The organism is Sphingopyxis sp. KK2, from assembly GCF_001990265.1.
Lineage (GTDB): Bacteria > Pseudomonadota > Alphaproteobacteria > Sphingomonadales > Sphingomonadaceae > Sphingopyxis.
Genome location: NZ_LYVN01000085.1, coordinates 1 through 17,287 on the forward strand (window position 1 = coordinate 1; position 17,287 = coordinate 17,287).

The 17,287-nt window shown below is 65.8% G+C and carries 19 protein-coding genes; 9 read left to right on the top strand and 10 right to left on the bottom strand.

Annotated elements, in window-relative coordinates:
* Positions 1-122: 122 nt before the first annotated feature.
* The 4 genes from uvrB (at position 123) to B1A78_RS14195 (ending at position 5,551) form a co-directional block, all read left to right on the top strand.
* Positions 123-2,309, top strand: a complete 2,187-nt coding sequence (gene uvrB, locus B1A78_RS14180) for an excinuclease ABC subunit UvrB (protein ID WP_077147586.1) — start codon at positions 123-125, stop codon at positions 2,307-2,309.
* A gap of 4 nt (positions 2,310-2,313) precedes the next feature.
* Positions 2,314-3,282, top strand: coding sequence for a Gfo/Idh/MocA family protein (locus tag B1A78_RS14185; RefSeq protein WP_218667984.1), 969 nt, complete (start codon positions 2,314-2,316; stop codon positions 3,280-3,282).
* 147 nt (positions 3,283-3,429) lie between these two features.
* Entirely contained in the window at positions 3,430-3,855 is a 426-nt protein-coding gene (locus B1A78_RS14190; RefSeq protein WP_077147588.1) for a GNAT family N-acetyltransferase, read from the top strand.
* Positions 3,856-4,042: 187 nt separating this feature from the next.
* Positions 4,043-5,551, top strand: coding sequence for a S10 family peptidase (locus B1A78_RS14195; RefSeq protein ID WP_077147589.1), 1,509 nt, complete (start codon positions 4,043-4,045; stop codon positions 5,549-5,551).
* Positions 5,552-5,583: 32 nt separating this feature from the next.
* On the opposite strand, the gene B1A78_RS14200 is transcribed toward B1A78_RS14195, so the two are convergent.
* Entirely contained in the window at positions 5,584-6,021 is a 438-nt protein-coding gene (locus tag B1A78_RS14200) for a hypothetical protein (RefSeq protein ID WP_077147590.1), read from the bottom strand.
* Between the two features lie 22 nt (positions 6,022-6,043).
* A complete protein-coding gene (locus B1A78_RS14205) occupies positions 6,044-6,652 on the bottom strand; it encodes a TetR/AcrR family transcriptional regulator (RefSeq protein ID WP_077147591.1) in 609 nt (202 codons plus the stop codon).
* 91 nt (positions 6,653-6,743) lie between these two features.
* On the opposite strand from B1A78_RS14205, the gene B1A78_RS14210 reads away from it, so the two are divergent.
* Positions 6,744-7,448, top strand: a complete 705-nt coding sequence (locus tag B1A78_RS14210; RefSeq protein WP_077147602.1) for an NRDE family protein — start codon at positions 6,744-6,746, stop codon at positions 7,446-7,448.
* A 65-nt stretch (positions 7,449-7,513) separates the two neighbouring features.
* On the opposite strand, the gene infC is transcribed toward B1A78_RS14210, so the two are convergent.
* Both infC and B1A78_RS14220 read right to left on the bottom strand, forming a co-directional pair.
* Positions 7,514-8,035 carry a translation initiation factor IF-3 gene (infC, locus tag B1A78_RS14215; RefSeq protein WP_077147592.1) on the bottom strand — a complete coding sequence of 174 codons (522 nt, stop codon included), beginning with the start codon at positions 8,033-8,035 and terminating at the stop codon, positions 7,514-7,516.
* A 182-nt stretch (positions 8,036-8,217) separates the two neighbouring features.
* Positions 8,218-9,354: a penicillin-binding protein activator gene (locus B1A78_RS14220; protein ID WP_179102057.1), complete on the bottom strand. Its 1,137-nt coding sequence runs from the start codon at positions 9,352-9,354 to the stop codon at positions 8,218-8,220.
* A 61-nt stretch (positions 9,355-9,415) separates the two neighbouring features.
* Here B1A78_RS14220 and rsmI point away from each other — a divergent pair, with 61 nt between their 5' ends.
* Genes rsmI through B1A78_RS14240 form a run of 4 tightly spaced genes read left to right on the top strand, consistent with a single transcriptional unit; the run spans position 9,416 to position 12,211 of the window.
* A complete protein-coding gene (gene rsmI, locus B1A78_RS14225; RefSeq protein WP_077147593.1) occupies positions 9,416-10,288 on the top strand; it encodes a 16S rRNA (cytidine(1402)-2'-O)-methyltransferase in 873 nt (290 codons plus the stop codon).
* Positions 10,285-10,635, top strand: coding sequence for a YraN family protein (locus B1A78_RS14230; protein ID WP_077147594.1), 351 nt, complete (start codon positions 10,285-10,287; stop codon positions 10,633-10,635). The genes rsmI and B1A78_RS14230 overlap by 4 nt, the downstream gene beginning before the upstream one ends.
* 20 nt (positions 10,636-10,655) lie before the next feature.
* Entirely contained in the window at positions 10,656-11,615 is a 960-nt protein-coding gene (gene gshB / locus B1A78_RS14235; RefSeq protein ID WP_077147595.1) for a glutathione synthase, read from the top strand.
* On the top strand, positions 11,612-12,211 hold the full coding sequence (locus B1A78_RS14240; protein WP_077147596.1) for a DedA family protein: 600 nt from the start codon (positions 11,612-11,614) through the stop codon (positions 12,209-12,211). Before gshB ends, B1A78_RS14240 begins: the two co-directional genes overlap by 4 nt.
* 39 nt (positions 12,212-12,250) lie before the next feature.
* Here the strand turns inward: B1A78_RS14240 and B1A78_RS14245 are convergent, their stop codons facing one another.
* Genes B1A78_RS14245 through B1A78_RS14270 form a run of 6 tightly spaced genes read right to left on the bottom strand, consistent with a single transcriptional unit; the run spans position 12,251 to position 16,955 of the window.
* On the bottom strand, positions 12,251-13,141 hold the full coding sequence (locus B1A78_RS14245) for a tyrosine-type recombinase/integrase (RefSeq protein WP_077147597.1): 891 nt from the start codon (positions 13,139-13,141) through the stop codon (positions 12,251-12,253).
* A gap of 40 nt (positions 13,142-13,181) precedes the next feature.
* Complete coding sequence (gene hemW / locus B1A78_RS14250) at positions 13,182-14,327, bottom strand: radical SAM family heme chaperone HemW (protein ID WP_077147598.1); 1,146 nt, start codon at positions 14,325-14,327, stop codon at positions 13,182-13,184.
* A gap of 45 nt (positions 14,328-14,372) precedes the next feature.
* Entirely contained in the window at positions 14,373-14,705 is a 333-nt protein-coding gene (locus tag B1A78_RS14255) for a hypothetical protein (RefSeq protein WP_077147599.1), read from the bottom strand.
* 59 nt (positions 14,706-14,764) lie between these two features.
* The gene (gene rdgB / locus B1A78_RS14260) at positions 14,765-15,388 is read right to left on the bottom strand and encodes an RdgB/HAM1 family non-canonical purine NTP pyrophosphatase (RefSeq protein ID WP_077147600.1); all 624 of its coding nucleotides are present in this window, start codon (positions 15,386-15,388) and stop codon (positions 14,765-14,767) included.
* Position 15,389: 1 nt separating this feature from the next.
* Positions 15,390-16,106: a ribonuclease PH gene (rph, locus tag B1A78_RS14265; protein ID WP_058809601.1), complete on the bottom strand. Its 717-nt coding sequence runs from the start codon at positions 16,104-16,106 to the stop codon at positions 15,390-15,392.
* Between the two features lie 48 nt (positions 16,107-16,154).
* On the bottom strand, positions 16,155-16,955 hold the full coding sequence (locus tag B1A78_RS14270; protein ID WP_077147601.1) for a dienelactone hydrolase family protein: 801 nt from the start codon (positions 16,953-16,955) through the stop codon (positions 16,155-16,157).
* Between the last annotated feature and the right edge of the window lie 332 nt (positions 16,956-17,287).

Below are 17,287 nucleotides of genomic sequence, written 5' to 3' on the forward strand. Positions count from 1 at the left end.
CCTGTATCGTCATCATCATGAAAACAAATGGTAAAACAGACAGCGACACCCGATCCCCCTCTTCCGCTCCATCAAGCGCCTTTGGCCTTGGATTGGCGCCTATAACCTCCATATTGGCGGGGATGGCAATTCAGATTCGCACCTCGCTCGACGAAATCGACACCGCCCCCGATTACGTCCCCCACCGCCCCGCGCGCCCCGACAAGGTCGAGGGCGGCAAGCGCTTCGAGCTGGTCAGCGAATATCAGCCCGCGGGCGACCAGCCGACCGCGATCAGGGAGCTGGTGAGCACCGCGCTCGACGGCGAGCGCGACCAGGTGCTGCTCGGCGTCACCGGCTCGGGCAAGACCTTCACCATGGCCAAGGTCATCGACGAGCTGCAACGCCCGGCGCTGATCCTCGCCCCCAACAAGATCCTCGCGGCGCAGCTCTATGGCGAGTTCAAGAGCTTCTTCCCGAACAACGCGGTCGAATATTTCGTCAGCTATTACGACTATTACCAGCCCGAGGCCTATGTGCCGCGCAGCGACACCTACATCGAAAAAGAGTCGAGCGTGAACGAGGCGATCGACCGCATGCGCCACTCGGCGACGCGCGCGCTGCTCGAACGCGACGATGTCATCATCGTCGCCTCGGTCTCCTGCCTCTACGGCATCGGCTCGGTCGAGACTTACTCCGCGATGATCTTCGACCTCAAGAAGGGCCAGGTCGTCGACAATCGCGAAATCATCAGGAAGCTCGTCGCACTCCAGTACAAACGCAACGACCAGGCGTTCGCGCGCGGCAATTTCCGCGTGCGTGGGGACTCTCTTGAAATCTTCCCCTCGCATTATGAGGACATGGCCTGGCGCATCAGCTTCTTCGGCGACGAGATCGAGGAAATCACCGAATTCGACCCGCTGACGGGCAAGAAGATCGCGAACCTCAATTCGGTCCGCATCTATGCGAACAGCCATTATGTGACCCCCGGCCCGACGCTCAAACAGGCGTCGGAGGCGATCAGGCACGAGCTGACCGAACGGCTCAAGGAACTCGAAGCCGAAGGCCGCCTGCTCGAGGCCCAGCGGCTCGAACAGCGCACCAATTTCGACCTCGAAATGATCGCCGCGACCGGCAGCTGCGCGGGGATCGAGAATTACAGCCGCTTCCTCACCGGCCGCCTCCCCGGCGAACCGCCGCCGACCCTGTTCGAATATCTGCCCGACAATGCGCTGCTCTTCGTCGACGAAAGCCACCAGACGATCCCGCAGATCGGCGCGATGTCGAAGGGCGACCATCGCCGCAAGATCACCCTCGCCGAATATGGCTTCCGCCTTCCGTCGTGCATCGACAATCGGCCCCTGCGCTTTGCCGAATGGGACGTCATGCGCCCGCAGACGGTCAGCGTCTCGGCGACCCCCGGCACCTGGGAAATGGACCGCACGCAGGGCGTGTTCGCCGAACAGGTGATCCGCCCCACCGGCCTCATCGACCCGCCGGTCTTCATCAAGCCGGTCGAGGAACAGGTCGACGACCTGATCATGGAGGCGAAGGCGACCGCCGCCGCGGGGTACCGCACCCTCGTCACCACGCTCACCAAGCGCATGGCCGAGGATCTCACCGAATTTCTCCACGAAGCGGGGCTCAAGGTCCGCTACATGCACTCGGACGTCGAAACGCTCGAACGCATCGAGATCATCCGCGATCTTCGTCTGGGAGTCTTCGACGTGCTCGTCGGCATCAACCTGCTGCGCGAGGGACTCGATATTCCCGAATGCGGGCTCGTCGCGATCCTCGACGCCGACAAGGAAGGGTTCCTGCGCAGCGAGACCAGCCTCGTCCAGACGATCGGCCGCGCCGCGCGCAACGTCGACGGCCGCGTCATCCTCTACGCCGACCGCATCACCGGCAGCATGGAACGCGCGATGCGCGAAACCGACCGCCGCCGCGAAAAGCAGGAGGCGTATAACGCCGAGCACGGCATCACCCCGACGACGATCAAGCGCAACATCGGCGACATCATCGCGCATGTCGCGTCGAAGGACGGCGTGACGATCGACATCGGCGAGGACAAGCCCGCGCACATGGTCGGCCACAACCTCCGCGCCTATATCGCCGACCTCGAAAAACAGATGCGCGACGCCGCCGCCGACCTCGAGTTCGAGCAGGCCGGCAAGCTGCGCGACGAAATCCGCCGGCTCGAAGCCGACGAACTCGGCCTGCCCCCCGACGAACAGGTCGCCCCGCGCGTCGGCCGCTCGAACGAGGGCAAGCCGGGGACAAGGAAGACGCGGTATGGCAAGTCGAGCAAGACCAAATGGGGCCGGTGAACGCGTGACGACGATCCGCTGGGGCATGATCGGTTGCGGCAACGTGACCGAACGCAAGAGCGGCCCCGCCTATCAGCAGGTCGAAGGCTTCGCGCTCTGCGGCGTCTATAACCGCACCTTGGCCAAGGCGGAGGATTATGCCGCGCGCCACGGCGTCGCGCGCGTCTTCGCCAGCGCCGAGGCGCTGATCGACGACCCGGAAATCGACGCCGTCTATATCGCGACCCCGCCCGACAGCCATGAAGGTTATGCGCTGATGGTTGCGCGCGCGGGCAAGCCCTGCTGCATCGAAAAGCCGATGGCGCCCGATCATGCCGCCTGCGTCCGTATCCGCGACGCCTTTGCCGAACGCGATCTGCCGCTCTTCGTCGCCTATTACCGCCGTACGCTTCCCCGATTCCGACAGGTCAAGGCCTGGCTCGACGAGGGCGCGATCGGGACCGTGCGCCATGTCCACTGGACGCTGACCAAACCCGCGAGCCCCGCCGACGTCGAGGCGACCAACTGGCGCGTCGACGCGGCGGTCGCGCCCGGCGGCTATTTCGACGACCTGGCGAGCCACGGCCTCGACCTCTTCGGCTGGCTGTTCGGCGAGGTGGCCGACGTCGCGGGCTTCGCGGTCAACCAGCAAGGCCGCTACAGCGCCGCCGACGCGATCACGGGCTGCTGGCTGCACAGCGGCGGCGTGACGGGATCGGGAAGCTGGAACTTCGGCGCCGCCGGGCGCGAGGACCGCGTCGAGATCACCGGCAGCACCGGCCGCATCCTCTTTTCGATCTTCGATGACGCCCCGCTGCGGCGCGTCCGCGGCGACGAGGCCGTCGAACTGGTCGTCGAGCATCCGCCGGCCATCCAGCATTTCCATGTCGAGGCAATGCGCGACCATCTTGCGGGGCGCAGCGCCCATCCCTCGACTGGAGGCAGCGCGGCGCACACCGCCTGGGTAATGGACCATATCCTGTCGCGTCGGTAAGCGGCGCGACGCTGAGCCGCGGGCAAATTCGGATGGTCAGGAAGCGACCAATTGCGGACGTTCAAGGTCAGAAACCACGCAAGCGAAGCCGCGCTTATCAATATTGCATTGCCTCTTCCTCTCTAAGCAAGGCACAGTCCTTGCGATATGGTCAATGTAACAATTCAACAAACGAGCGCGCCGAGCGAGGGTGACCGGGTAGCCATTTTGGATGTGCTTCAAGAATTTACTCGCGCCAGCGTTCCCATCCTCGATAATCAAGACTTCGCTATCTTGCTGAAGGACGATGCACAGAGTGTCATCGGCGGTCTGGTCGCTACTTCCCGTTGGGGTGGCTTCCACATCGAGATGGTTGCTCTGCCCGCTTCTCTGCGGCGCAAGCGATATGGCTCTACCCTGCTACAGCTAGCTGAAGCGGAAGCTCGTCATCGTGGGTGTCATCACATTTACCTCGACACGCAGGCTTTCCAAGCCAAGCCCTTTTACGAACGCCACGGCTTCGTGGTTTTCGGCCAGATTGATGGGCCGGCACCATATTATCCGCGTTACTTCATGCAAAAGAAGTTGCGATAATCTTTTATCCGAAAGGAAATTGTCCGCTTCACACCCCAAATCCGTCATCATGGCAGGCATGAATCAGGCCACGCCGCCCGGCTTTCATCGCCCCCTTCGACCAAAGCCCACCCACAACCGACAAGCGGCCTTGCCGCCTGCGCGCCTGCTGCATAGGGTCCGCCCCGAAAACGGGGAGTCACCATATATGAAAACCGGTCCGTCGCTCATCGCCCTGGCGCTCGCCTTTGCCGCGCCTGCCATAACCCATGCGCAGGATGCGCCCGCCGCCGACAAGGCGAAGGCCGAAAAGCCCGAAGACGTCACTCCGCAGGTCCGCACCACCAAGCTCAGCGGCACCTTCGGCGGCCAGCGCATCAATTACGCCGCGACGATCGGCGAGACGATCATCAAGAACAAGGACGGCGTCCCCGAGGTCGCGGTCGTCACCACCTCCTATGTCAAGGAGCCGCGCGACCCGAACCGGCCGGTGACCTTCCTGTTCAACGGCGGCCCGGGCTCGGGCACCGTGTGGCTGATGATGGGGGCTTTCGGGCCGAAGCGCGTCGCCATCCCCGGCACCGGGGTCGACGACGGCGCGCCGCCCTATCCGATCGTCGACAATCCCGACGCGCTGCTCGACGTCACCGATGTCGTCTTTATCGACCCGCCGGGCACCGGCTTCTCGCACCTGATCGGCAAGGCCGACCCCAAGGATTATTACGGCGTCACGCAGGACGCCAAGCTCGTGGCTTCGGTCATCCGCCTGTGGCTCAACGACAATGGCCGCTGGAACAGCCCCAAATATCTGGGCGGAGAAAGCTATGGCACCACCCGCTCGGCGGCGGTCGCCAACCAGCTGATGAACGAGACCTATAACGATGTCGCGCTCAACGGGATCATCCTGATCTCGACCGTGCTCGATTTCGCCGCGGGCGCCGACACGCCGGGCAACGAGCTGTCGCCGATCACCAACCTGCCCTCGATGGCGGCGACCGCGCTCTATCATGGCAAGGCGACCGCACCGTCGGTCGAGGGCTTCGTCGAGGAAGCCCGCCAATGGGCGATCGGCCCCTATGCCACCGCGCTGCTCAAGGGCCAGAAATTGCAGGGCGAGGAGCGCGCCGCGATCCGCCGCGACCTTGCCCGCTTCACCGGCCTCTCCGAAACCTATCTCGAACAGGCGGACCTGCGCGTCACGCCGCAGCGTTTCTACAAGGAATTGCTCCGCGACCGCGGTCTGACCGTCGGGCGCCTCGACAGCCGCTACACCGGCAAGGATTATGACAATGCCGGCGAGGGCCCCGACAACGACCCCAGCTTCTATGGTATCGACGCCTCCTATACGGCCGCGATCAACAGCTGGGCGCGCGATGGCCTGGGGTTCAAGACTACCCTCGAATATCAGTCGATCGGCAGCATCGGCGGCCAATGGGACTGGCGCATCGGCGGCCGCGACACCAACGCCTATATGAACGTCGCGCCCTATATCGGACAGGCGCTGCGCGAAAACTCGGGGCTGAAAGTGCTCGTCGCGCAGGGCTATTATGATTTCGCGACGCCCTTTTTCGCCGCCGAATATGCGCTCTCGCGCACCGGCATCCCGCAGGACCGCATCCACTACACCTATTATGGCGCGGGCCACATGATGTATATCCGCGACGAAGACCGGCATAAATTGTCCGAGGATGTGCGGGCGTTCATCCGGGCGCGTTAAACAAGGGGCGCCATCGGGCGCCCCTTTTCATTTCAGCGCAGCACGCCCTTCGCCGCCATCGCGCGCGTATAGAGCAACATCGCGACGATGATCGCCGCGATCACCGCAGTGAAGATCATCGGGCCGATGCCGAACAATTGCTGCAAGTCGGCGCCCCGCACCCCGAACTGATAGGTGCTGTTGATCGCCAGCCCGAGCAGCGAGATGGCGAAGGCGGCGACCGCGTGTCGGCTGCGCGCTAGCAGCAGCAGCGAGCCGATCAGCGAGCCCCAGACGCCGAGCGCCCAGCCGACATTGGCCCAGAGCGGAAAGCCGAAGAGAAACGCCTGCTGCTCGGGCGTCATGCCCGCCAGATAGCCCGCATTCTGCGTCTTGGTCATTATGTAATCGAACGCGCCAAAGGCGTTCCACAAGAGCGACACGCCCCCGACAATCCACAGGTGCAACGGCGTTTTCACGGCAATGTTCATGACGATCCCCTCCCAGAAAAAGCTAGACCAGATTACCAGATTTCGCGCGTGCCAGCAATGCGGTGATATAGTCGCGCAATACAGCGATGTTGCGGTCGAAATAGCCGATGTCGCGATAGGTGCGCGCCTGCATCACCGCGCCCTCCATCACCGTCAGCACGAACTCGCCGAGCGCCTTGCGGTCGGTGCCGGGCGGCAGGCGGTCGCCCGCCGCCTCGAAACAGCCGGCGATCGCCGCCGACCAGTTGGTGAAATTCGCCGCCATCAGGTCGCGCACCTGCGGGTCGGGCTCGTGGATCTCGAGCGCGAGGCTGCCGATCGGGCAACCATAAGTGCAATCGGTCACGATCAGGTGGGTGCGATAGCCCGCGAGCAGCGCGAAGACGCGCTCGATCGGGTCGTCGACCCCCTCCCAATTGGGCGCGAGCAGCATCTCGTCGATCCCGTCGCGATACAGTTCGAGCACCCCGACGAGCACGTCCTGCTTGCCGGGAAAGAAATGATAGAGGCTGCCCGAATGGACCTGGCTGCGCGACAGGATGTCGGCGACCGACGTCGACAGATAGCCCTTCTCCCAGAACAGCTCCATCGCGGTCATCAGGATGCGGTTGCGCGTATCAGCGGCGTTCATGCCCGGCCTCCCGTCTTTCTTGATTGAACATTCAACCAAGCAATTTGTCAAGACGCTTGGCAAGTGCATCGCGAGGCCCGATATGCGCCGCATGTGTGTCGTTGCCCTCGCCTGGCGGGTCCATGAGGACTGGCCGATCATCCTCGTCGGCAATCGCGACGAATTTCACGCGCGCCCCGCCTCGGCGCTCCAGCCGTGGGACGACGGCAGCGGCATCGTCGCGGGCCGCGACCTGCAGGCGGGCGGAACCTGGCTCGGCGTGCAGCCGGCGCAGCGCCGCATCACCGTCGTGACCAACGTCCGCGGCGCGCTGCCCGACCCGGCAAAGGACTCGCGCGGCGCGCTCGTCGTCGACATGCTGCGCGGCGAAGGCGCCTTTGCCGACCCCGCGCTCGAAGACCTCGACCGCTTCAACGCCTTCAACCTGTTCGCGGTCGACGGCGACGAAGCCCGCCTCCTGTCCAACCGCCCCGCCTCGCATATCGAAACGCTCGATCGCGGCATCCACGCACTCGCCAACGAGCCCATCGACAGCCCCTGCCCGCGCGCCGATCGCCTCGCGAGCCTGCTGCGCCATCAGGCGAAAAAGCCCGATCCCGATTTCGGCGCGCTGATGGCGGCTTTGACCGAGCGCGACGCCCCCGCGCTGTTCCTGCCCGGCGAGACCTATGGCACGCGCTGCTCGACGCTCGTCGCGGTCTCGCGCGCCGGGCAGGTGATGATGATGGAGCGCCGCTATGACGCGCAGGGCCGCACCACCGGCCGCACCAGCCTGACGCGCGACTGGGGCGCCTGATAGGAAAAGGGCGGCCGTCCCATCGGAACGGCCGCCCTTGATCTCGTCGAGCCGGTGGCCCGCGCTTATTTCGGCGCGATCACCATCAGCATCTGACGGCCTTCGGTGCGCGGATGCGCCTCGACCTTCGCGATTTCCGCGGTCAGTTCGGCGACGCGCTGGAGCACGTTGAGGCCGAGCTGCGTGTGGCTCATCTCGCGGCCGCGGAAGCGCATGGTCATCTTGACCTTGTCGCCTTCCTCGAGGAAGTCGAAGACCTTCTTCATCTTCACGTCGAAATCATGATCGTCGATGTTCGGACGCATCTTGATCTCTTTGATTTCCTGCGTCTTCTGGCTCTTGCGAGCGAGGTTCGCCTTTTTCTGGGCCTCGTATTTATACTTGCCCACGTCGAGGAACTTGCACACCGGCGGATCGGCGTTGGGGGAGACTTCGACCAGGTCCAGCCCCACCGAGGCCGCCTGTTCGATCGCTTCGGCAGTCAGCATCACGCCCAGATTTTCGCCTTCCTCGTCGATGACGCGGACTTTGGGGGAGGCGATGAATTCATTGTATCGCGGGCCGTTCTTGGGCGGCATGGGCGCCATCGGGCGGCGAATGGTGGGCGGTGGTATAGCTGTATCTCCTGGTCGTTTATAACGCGCGCGCGGAATCGATGCGATGGCGCGCCCCGCTCATATAGTGAACGCGCGGCCGTCGTAAAGGCTGCCTGTGGCAAATGGGTGCCGCTTTTCCCCCGACTGTGGCGGCTAAGCCACGCTCGGGCCGCTCACCATTTGGTCGGCGCGGGCTCGACGACGCGGAAACCGCCCGCCCCCACTTCGCTGACCTCGAGCGCGCGGATCGCGAAGCCGCGGTTGTTGAAGCGGAAAATGCCGTCGATACCGCCGAACCCGTCGGCCGCGAGCAGCTGGTTCACCGGAAAGCTCGTCCCCGGCTTCCATTCGCGCGCAATCCGCACCGTCAGCAGCACCGAATCATAGCCCAGGCTCGCGAGCCGGTACGGCGCCTTGCCGAAACGCGTGCGATATTTGCCCGCAAGCTGGCCATAAAGCCCGTCGGACACGCTCGCGAACCACGCCCCGCGCATCGCCGGGGTGCTGCCGAGCGACGCGTCGGTGTTCCACAGCTCGGTGCCCAGGATCTGCTTGCCGCTCGTCCCCTTGATGATCGGCACCGCGCGGATCGCATTGCCGCCCGAATCGGCGATCAGCACCGCGTCCATCGCGCCGCCATTGGCGAGCCGCCGCGCCGCGCCGGTCAGCGCGGTGGCGCTGCGGTCATAGCTTTCGACCGCGACCAGCGTACCGCCCGCTTCGGCCACCGCGGCGCGGAACGCCGCCGCCGACCGGTCGCCATAGACATTCTTGGGCACCAGCGCGCCGAAACGGACATGCCCCTTGCCGCGCGCATAGGCGACGACGCGCTCGACCGACTGGCCGGGGACGAAGCCCATGATGAAGACGCCGTTGCCCGCGACGCCGCTGTCGTTCGAAAAGCTCAGCACCGGCACCTTCGCCGCGCGCGCGACCGGCGCGACCGCCGCGACATCCTCGGTCAAGAGCGGGCCGAGGATCAGCTTGTTGCCGTCGGCGACCGCCTGCTGCGCCGCCGCCGCCGCGCCGAGCGCGGTGTCATAAGTCGTGATGCGCAGCCGCTCGGTCTTGGTGTCGAGCAGCGCGAGCGTCGTCGCATTGGCGATCGCCATGCCGACATCGGCATTGGGGCCCGTCTGCGGCACCAGCAGCGCCACGCGGTGACGGTCGGTATCGGTCGGCAGCCCGGGTTCGAGCGTGTCGACCGGCTTGTCGGGCGGCGGCGCGGTGGTCGGGCCGTCGGCCTTGGGCACCATCTGGCACGCGCCGAGCAGCCCGGCGAGCGCCAGCACCGCGACCTTGCGCAGCATCTGCCGCCGCGGCGACGCAATATTTTGGCGCTCGCTGCCGATTTCTGCCATCTGCAGCATCATGCCGGATTCGACCATCTCAACTTCTCCCTTGCCCGGTCTCTATATCGTCGCGACCCCCATCGGCAACCTCGGCGACATATCGGCGCGCGCCGCGGCGACGCTCGCGCACGCCGACCTGATCGCGGCCGAAGACACGCGTGTGACAGCGAAACTGCTGGCGCATCTGGGTTTGCGGATTTCGATGACCCCCTATCACGATCATAGCGACGAACGCACGCGCGCCGCGCTGGTTGCGCGCATGGAGGGCGAAGTCGTCGTTTTGGTGTCGGACGCCGGCACCCCGCTGATTTCGGACCCGGGGTACAAGCTGGTGCGCGATGCGCGCGCCGCCGGACGCCATGTCTCCACCCTGCCCGGCCCCTGCGCCGCGATCGCCGCGATCACTTTGTCGGGGCTGCCCAGCGACCGCTTCCTCTTCGCGGGTTTCCTGCCCAGCAAGGCCAAGGCGCGCGCCGACACCATCGCCGAATTTGCGGCGCTCCGCGCCACGCTCGTCTTCTACGAAAGCGGCCCGCGCCTGTCGGCATCGCTGTCCGCATTGGCCGAGGGGCTCGGCGACCGCGAAGCGGCGGTCGCGCGCGAGATCAGCAAGCTCTACGAACAATGCGTCACCGGCACGCTCACCGAGCTTGCCGCGCGCTACGCCGACGCCCCGCCCAAGGGCGAGATCGTCGTCATCGTCGGCCCGCCCGGCGAGGCCGTGGCCGAGGAGGCCGACGACGCCACGCTCGACGCCGCGCTGCGCGAGGCGATGGCCGACAGGCCGGTGGCGCAGGCGGCGAAGGCGGTCGCCAAGCGCTTCGGGCGCGACCGCCATGACGTCTACGCCCGCGCGCTCGCGCTGAAAGATTCCGCGAAAGGTGGCGATTGAAACGCGCCGAGGCCGAAGCGCGCGGGCGCAAGGCCGAACGCCGCGCCGCCTGGTGGCTCCGCCTCCACGGCTGGCGCATCTTGGGCCAGCGGCTCCGCGTGCCCGTCGGCGAAGTCGACCTCGTCGCGCGCCGCGGACGGACCGTCGCCTTCATCGAGGTCAAATGGCGCGACCGCGCCAAAGACCTCGACCTCGCGATCGACCATTATCGCCTGCGCCGCGTCGCCGCCGCCACCGAAATGCTCCGCCCGCGCTTTGCGGGACCACGCGATGACATCAGGATCGACGTGATGCTCCTTGCGCCCGGGCGCCTGCCACGCCATCTGGTCCACGTCTGGCAGCCCTGACGGCGCCCAAGGAGAAACACATGACCCTGCGCGCCGCCGTGCAAATGGACCCGATGGATGGCATCAACATCAATGGCGACAGCAGTTTCCACCTGATGCTGAAAGCGCTCGAGCGCGGCTACACCCTCTATCACTACGACGTGCGCGGACTGACGTGGGAGGCCGGGCGGCTGACCACCAGGGCGCACCGCATCGTCGAGGCACAGCGCGAGGCCGGCGCGCACTACAAGTTCGGTGAAGAGGTGCTGCTCGACCTCGGCCGCGACATCGACGCCGTGCTGATGCGGCAGGACCCGCCCTTCGATCTCGGCTATCTCACCGGCACCTGGCTGCTCGAACGGCTCGCGGGGCAGACGCTCGTCGTCAACGACCCCGTCTCGGTGCGCAACGCCCCCGAAAAGGTCTTCGTGCTCGACTTTCCGCAGTTCATGCCGCCGACGATGGTGACCCGCAGCCTCGAGGCGACGAAGGACTTCCAGTCGCGCTACGGTGCCGTCGTCATCAAGCCGCTCCACGGCAATGGCGGCAAGGCGGTGTTCAAGATCGACGCCGACGGCGGCAATCTCGGCGCGCTCGTCGAACTCTTCGGCCAGGTCTGGCCCGAACCCTTCATGGTCCAGCAATTCCTGCCGAGCGTGTCGAAGGGCGACAAGCGCATCGTGCTCGTCGACGGCGAGGTCGCGGGCGCGATCAACCGCAAGCCCGGCGAAGGCGAATTTCGATCGAACCTCGCGGTCGGCGGCTATGCCGAGGCCGCCGACCTCACCCCGCGCGAGGCGGAAATCTGCGCGGCGCTCGGTCCCGCGCTCAAGGAACGCGGCCTGATCTTCGTCGGCATCGACGTGATCGGCGGCGAATGGCTGACCGAAATCAACGTCACCTCGCCCACCGGAATCGTCGCGATCGACCGCTTCAACAACAGCGACACCGCGGGCATGATCTGGGATGCGATCGAAAGGCGGATCGCCAGCACCGCATGACCGACTTCATCCTCAACCTGATCGAATCCTGGGGCTATGCGGGGATATTCCTGCTCATGTTCCTCGAAAATGTCTTTCCGCCGATCCCGTCGGAGGTGATCATGGGGCTCGGCGGCATCGCCGTCGCGCAGGGCCGCTTCGATTTCTGGACGCTGGTCGGGGTTGCGGTCGCGGGGACGACCGCGGGCAATTGGGTCTGGTACGCGATCGGGCGCTGGATCGGCTATGAGCGGCTCAAACCCTTCATCGATCGCCACGGCCGCTGGCTGACGCTCGACTGGGACGAGGTCGAGAAACTGCACGGCTGGTTCCTGAAATATGGCCCCGCGATCGTCTTTTTCGCGCGCTTCATGCCCGTCGCGCGCACCATGGTGTCGCTGCCCGCGGGCATGGTGCGGATGAACCAGGCGAAGTTCCTCGTCTGGACCGCCGCCGGCTCGACGATCTGGATCGCCGCGCTCGCCGGCGCGGGAAGCTGGTTCGGCAGCCAGTTCGCCAATCTCGACGCCTTTGTCGGCCCGCTCGCGCTGGTCGCGATCGGCACGCTGGTGCTGATTTACATATGGCGCGTGATTACCTGGAAGCCGAAGGGCTGACTCCCCCCTTCTCCCCTTGCGGGAGAAGGAATTCATGCCTCAAGCCCGCGGATGCGCATTCCTGTAAATGTCGAGCAGATGCGCCGCATCGACCGCCGTATAGACCTGCGTCGACGCGAGGCTGGCATGCCCCAGCAATTCCTGCAGCGACCGCAAATCGGCGCCGCCCGCGAGCAGATGCGTCGCAAAGCTGTGCCGCAACGCGTGCGGCGTCGTCCGCTCGGGCAGCCCCAACGCCCGCCGCGCCGACCTTATACTCGCGCGCACCACGCCCGGCTGCAAAGGCCCGCCGCGCGCGCCGAGGAACAAGGGCGTCTCCTTGCCCATCGGCCAGGGGCAGGCGTCGACATAGCGCGCCACCGCCGCTGCCACCGCGGGCAGCACCGGCACGACACGCGTCTTGTTCCTTTTGCCCGTCACGCGCAGCACATCGCCCAGCGGCAGCGCCGCGCCAGTCAGCGCCAGCGCCTCGCCGATGCGCAGCCCTGCGCCATAGAGCAGCAGCAGCAACGCGAAATCGCGCGCGCCGACCCAGCCCTCGCGGGCATTGTCCTCGACATCCTGCGCCAGTTGCAGCGCCTCGGCAGGCGCGACGGGGCGCGGCAGGCCCTTCTTGACGCGCGGCCCGCGCAGCGCGGGCAGCACCGCCCCCTCCCCGCCGACGAAGCGCAGGAAACCACGCAGCGCGCTCAATTCGCGCGCCGCCGATGCATTGCCCAGCCCCTCGGCGCGGCGGGTGGCGAGATAGGCGCGCAGGTCGTTGGCGCTCGTCCGCCGCAGCAGCGCGACGTCGACCGTGCCGCCATGATGCCCCGACAGAAAGACGGCAAAACGCTCGGCGGTCGCGACATAGGCGCGCCGCGTATGCTCCGACCGGCGCCGCTCATGCGCCAGATGGGCATCCCAGTCGCGGATCAAATCTTGCGCCAAAGTCCGTCCTCTAGATCCGTCATCGGATTGGAACCCTAGCCTAGTCCGTCCGAACCACCTCGGAAAGGATCGAGTCGAGCAGCAATATCCCGTCGCCCGTCACCGCCAGCCGGTCGCCGTCGGCGCGCATCAGCCCCATGCCCGCCAGCCGCGCCACAGCGTCCGCATCCACGAATGCCGCACGCTCCAGCCCGCTCCGCGCCTCGACCCGCGCCAGATCGACGCCTTCGCTCAGCCGCAGCCCCATCAGCATCGCCTCGGTCGCGCGCTCGTGCGCGGGAAGATCGCTCTCGACCTTGATCCCATGGCTGTTGCGCTCGACCGCCGCGATGAAATTCTCGGGCTTCTTGTGCCGCTCGGTCGCTTGGCACAGCCGCCGCCCATGTGCCCCCGGCCCGACCCCCGCATAGTCGCCATAACGCCAGTACGTCAGATTGTGCCGGCTCTCCTCGCCGGGCCGCGCATGGTTCGACACCTCGTAACGCGGCAGCCCTGCGGCGCGCGTCATCGCCTGCGTCGCGTCGAACAGGTCCGCCGCGGCATCGCCGTCGGGAATGACAAGCTCGCCCTTCGCCGCGAGCGTCGCAAAGCGCGTCCCCGGCTCGATCGTCAGCTGGTACAGCGACAGATGTCCCATCCCAAACGCCAGCGCATCCGCCAGCTCGCGCTCCCAATCGGACAGTGCCTGCCCAGGCCGCGCATAGATCAGGTCGAAACTCGCGCGGCCGAAACAGCTTTGCGCCGCCGCGATCGCCCGCCGCGCCTCGTCGCCGCTATGCGCCCGCCCCAGAAATTCAAGCACTTGCGGATCGAAGCTCTGAACCCCGATCGACACCCGATTGACCCCGGCGGCCGCCAGATCGGCGAAAGCGGCCACTTCGACCGAATTGGGGTTCGCTTCGAGCGTGATCTCGCAATCTTCCGCCAGCCCCCAGAGCGCCGCCGCCTCGGCGATCACCGCCGCCACCGTGGCGGGCGGCATCAGGCTCGGCGTCCCGCCTCCGAAGAAGATCGACGACACGCGCCGCCCCGGCAGCAACGCCGCCTCATACCGCAAATCCGCCAGCAAAGCCGCGCGCCAGACCTCCTGGTCGACGCGCTCGCGGACATGGCTGTTGAAGTCGCAATAGGGACATTTGCTGACGCAAAAAGGCCAATGGACATAAAGGGCGAGCGGTTCGGCCATGCGGGGCGATATAGTCGCTCCGCTCGAAAAGTCAGCCTGCGCGCGTCATGCGGTAATCGCGACCCGGCCCGCTCCGTACCAGACAAATCCGCAGTCACGCGAGCATGCGGCATCGCGCAGCGCCGCATCGCTATCGCGGAAGATCACACCATTGTTCGCGTAGCGAAACTCGACGCTCGAATAGTCTGACAGCCTGCCCGCTAAAATCTCTTTTTTGCCAGGAGCGATGATTGCCGTTTGCGCCAGCCGCTCGCCTTTGGAGACGTAAATGACCTGCAGCGCCGAATCCGACCGATTGGTCACTGTCGTGACATCCGATGGCTGAGCGCAGCTCGAAGCCGTAACCGTCGCAATCAAAAGAACAGATTTGCCGAACATGACGCCCTCCTATTCTGTGATGATGCAACATCTCACAAAAGGGCATGCGCCACAACGCCTCAGAAAGCACCCGCCACCAGCTTGGCAAAAGCATCGGCCCGGTGGCTGATCCGATGCTTCTCCGCCGGATCGATCTCCGCGAAAGTCAGTATGTTACCGGCCGGAACGAACACCGGATCATAACCGAAGCCCAGCTTGCCGCGCGGCGGCCAGGTCAGGCTGCCTTCCGCGGCCCCTTCGTAAACATCGGCATGCCCGTCGGGCCACGCGAGCGCCAGCGTGCACACGAAGCGCGCGCTGCGGTCCACCTCCGGCCCCTGCTCGGCGAGCAACCCCTCGACCTTGCCCATCGCGAGATACCAGTCGCGCCCCGGATTGCCCTCGAAGCGCTGGCGCTCGGCCCAGTCGGCGGTATAGACCCCCGGCCGGCCGCCGAGCGCCGCGACCTCGAGCCCACTGTCGTCGGCGAGCGCGGGCAGCCCCGCCGCCGACGCGCTCGCATGCGCCTTGAGCAGCGCATTTTCGCGGAAGGTCGTCCCCGTCTCCTCGGGCTCGGGCAGGCCAAGGTCGCCCGCCGACACCGGCTCGATCCCGAACGGCTCGAGCAGCGCGCGAATCTCGCGCACCTTGCCCGCATTGTGGCTCGCGATGACGAGCTTGCCGGGTTCGAGCTTGCGGTTCACCTCAGCGCCCCACCGCCTTCGCCTGCGCGGCGAAGATATCGGCGCAGCCGATGCGCGCGAGGCGGAGCAGGCGCAGCAGGCCTTCCTCGTCATAGGTCGCGCCCTCGGCGCTCGCCTGTACCTCGACGATCTGGCCGCGCCCGGTGAGCACGAAATTGCCGTCGGCCTCGGCGACCGAATCCTCGTCATAGTCGAGGTCGAGCACCGGGGTGCCCTTGTAGATGCCACAGGAAATCGCCGCGACCTGATCCTCGATCGGGTCGGTCGTGATCGCGCCCGAGGCGATCAGCTTGTCGACCGCGAGCCGCAGCGCGACCCACGCGCCGCTGATCGACGCGGTGCGCGTGCCGCCGTCAGCCTGGATCACGTCGCAGTCGATCACGATCTGGCGCTCGCCGAGCTTCTGGAAATCGACCACGGCGCGCAAACTGCGGCCGATCAGCCGCTGGATTTCCTGCGTGCGGCCCGACTGCTTGCCCTTCGCCGCCTCACGGCTGCCGCGCGTATGCGTCGCGCGGGGCAGCATGCCATATTCGGCGGTGACCCAGCCCTGCCCCTTGCCGCGCAGGAAGGGCGGCACCTTCTCGTCGACGCTGGCGGTGACGAGCACCTTGGTGTTGCCGAAACTGACGAGGACGCTGCCCTCGGCATGGATGGTGAATTCGGTCTCGATGCCGATGGGACGCATCTGGTCGGGCGCGCGGCCGGAAGGGCGCATGGTTGATCCTTTCGATTGAAGATTGCCGTGGCCCTTAGGCGCGCGCGCTCAATCGCTCAACCGCATCCTGAAAAAATCGAGGATTTCGTCGCGCGCCCCCACCGTCGGCTGGCCCGCCTCGTCGATCAGGTGGATCGTCACGACGCTGTGCGGGTTCTTCATCGGGCTGTCGGGGTTCGCGGCCGCGTCGGGCAGCACCTTGCCGATGAAGCGGTCGCCGAGCGCATCTTCATAGGCCGCGAAGCGCGCCGCCTTGCAGAATTTGTCGCCCTCGAAGCGGTACGCGAGCACGGTCAGGTCCTCGGCCTCCATCCGCGCCTTCACCGCCGCGAGTTCGTCGGGGGCGATATGCATGCCCGCGGGGTCGTTCAGCGGCAGCGACGGCTGCGCGAGCACAGGCGCCAGCACCGCGGGTTCGAGCATCATCGATAGCGCGAAATTGCCCGTGAAGCACATGCCGATCGCGCCGACACCCTTGCCGCCGCATTCCTTGTGCGCGAGCGCGGCGAGCGCACGGAGCCATAGCGTCGCGGGCGAGCTTTCATTCGCCTGGAAGGCGCGGAACTGGCGGCTGATACACCCGCCGATCATCGTGAACACCGCGCCGGGCATGCGCGGCACCGCGCCGTCTTTCCCGAAGATATGCGGCATATAGACTGTGAAGCCCGCATCGACGACCCAGCGCGCGAAGCGCGCGACATGCGGACTGATGCCGGGCATTTCGGTCATCACGATCACTGCGGGGCCGCGCCCCATCACATAGACGCGGTGCTTGCGGCCGAGCAGCGCGATGTCGCGATGCTCGAAATCGTCGAGCGGGTCGTCCTGGTTCAGCGGGCGTGCGGTCATAAGTGTCTCCCCCGGTGGAGAGGCTAAGCGGGCGTTCATCGAATTACACCCTCTTTTTCGTCATCCTCGCGAAGGGTGTTGGGAGGCACATGACTCCCGGCACGATCCAGCTGCTTCTTTCTACTCTTCTTTGTGCCTTCGCGCCTTTGCGTGAGTTCAAAATAATCTCGCACAAAGCCACGAAGCCACAAAGAGGGCCAAGATCGGTAGGGCATGCCCTTCCCATCACTCGCGCCCAGAGGCGATTTTGAAGGAGAATGCCGCGTTGCGACTATCACCATCTTTGTGGCTTCGTGGCTTTGTGCGAGATTATTTTGAACTCACGCAAAGGC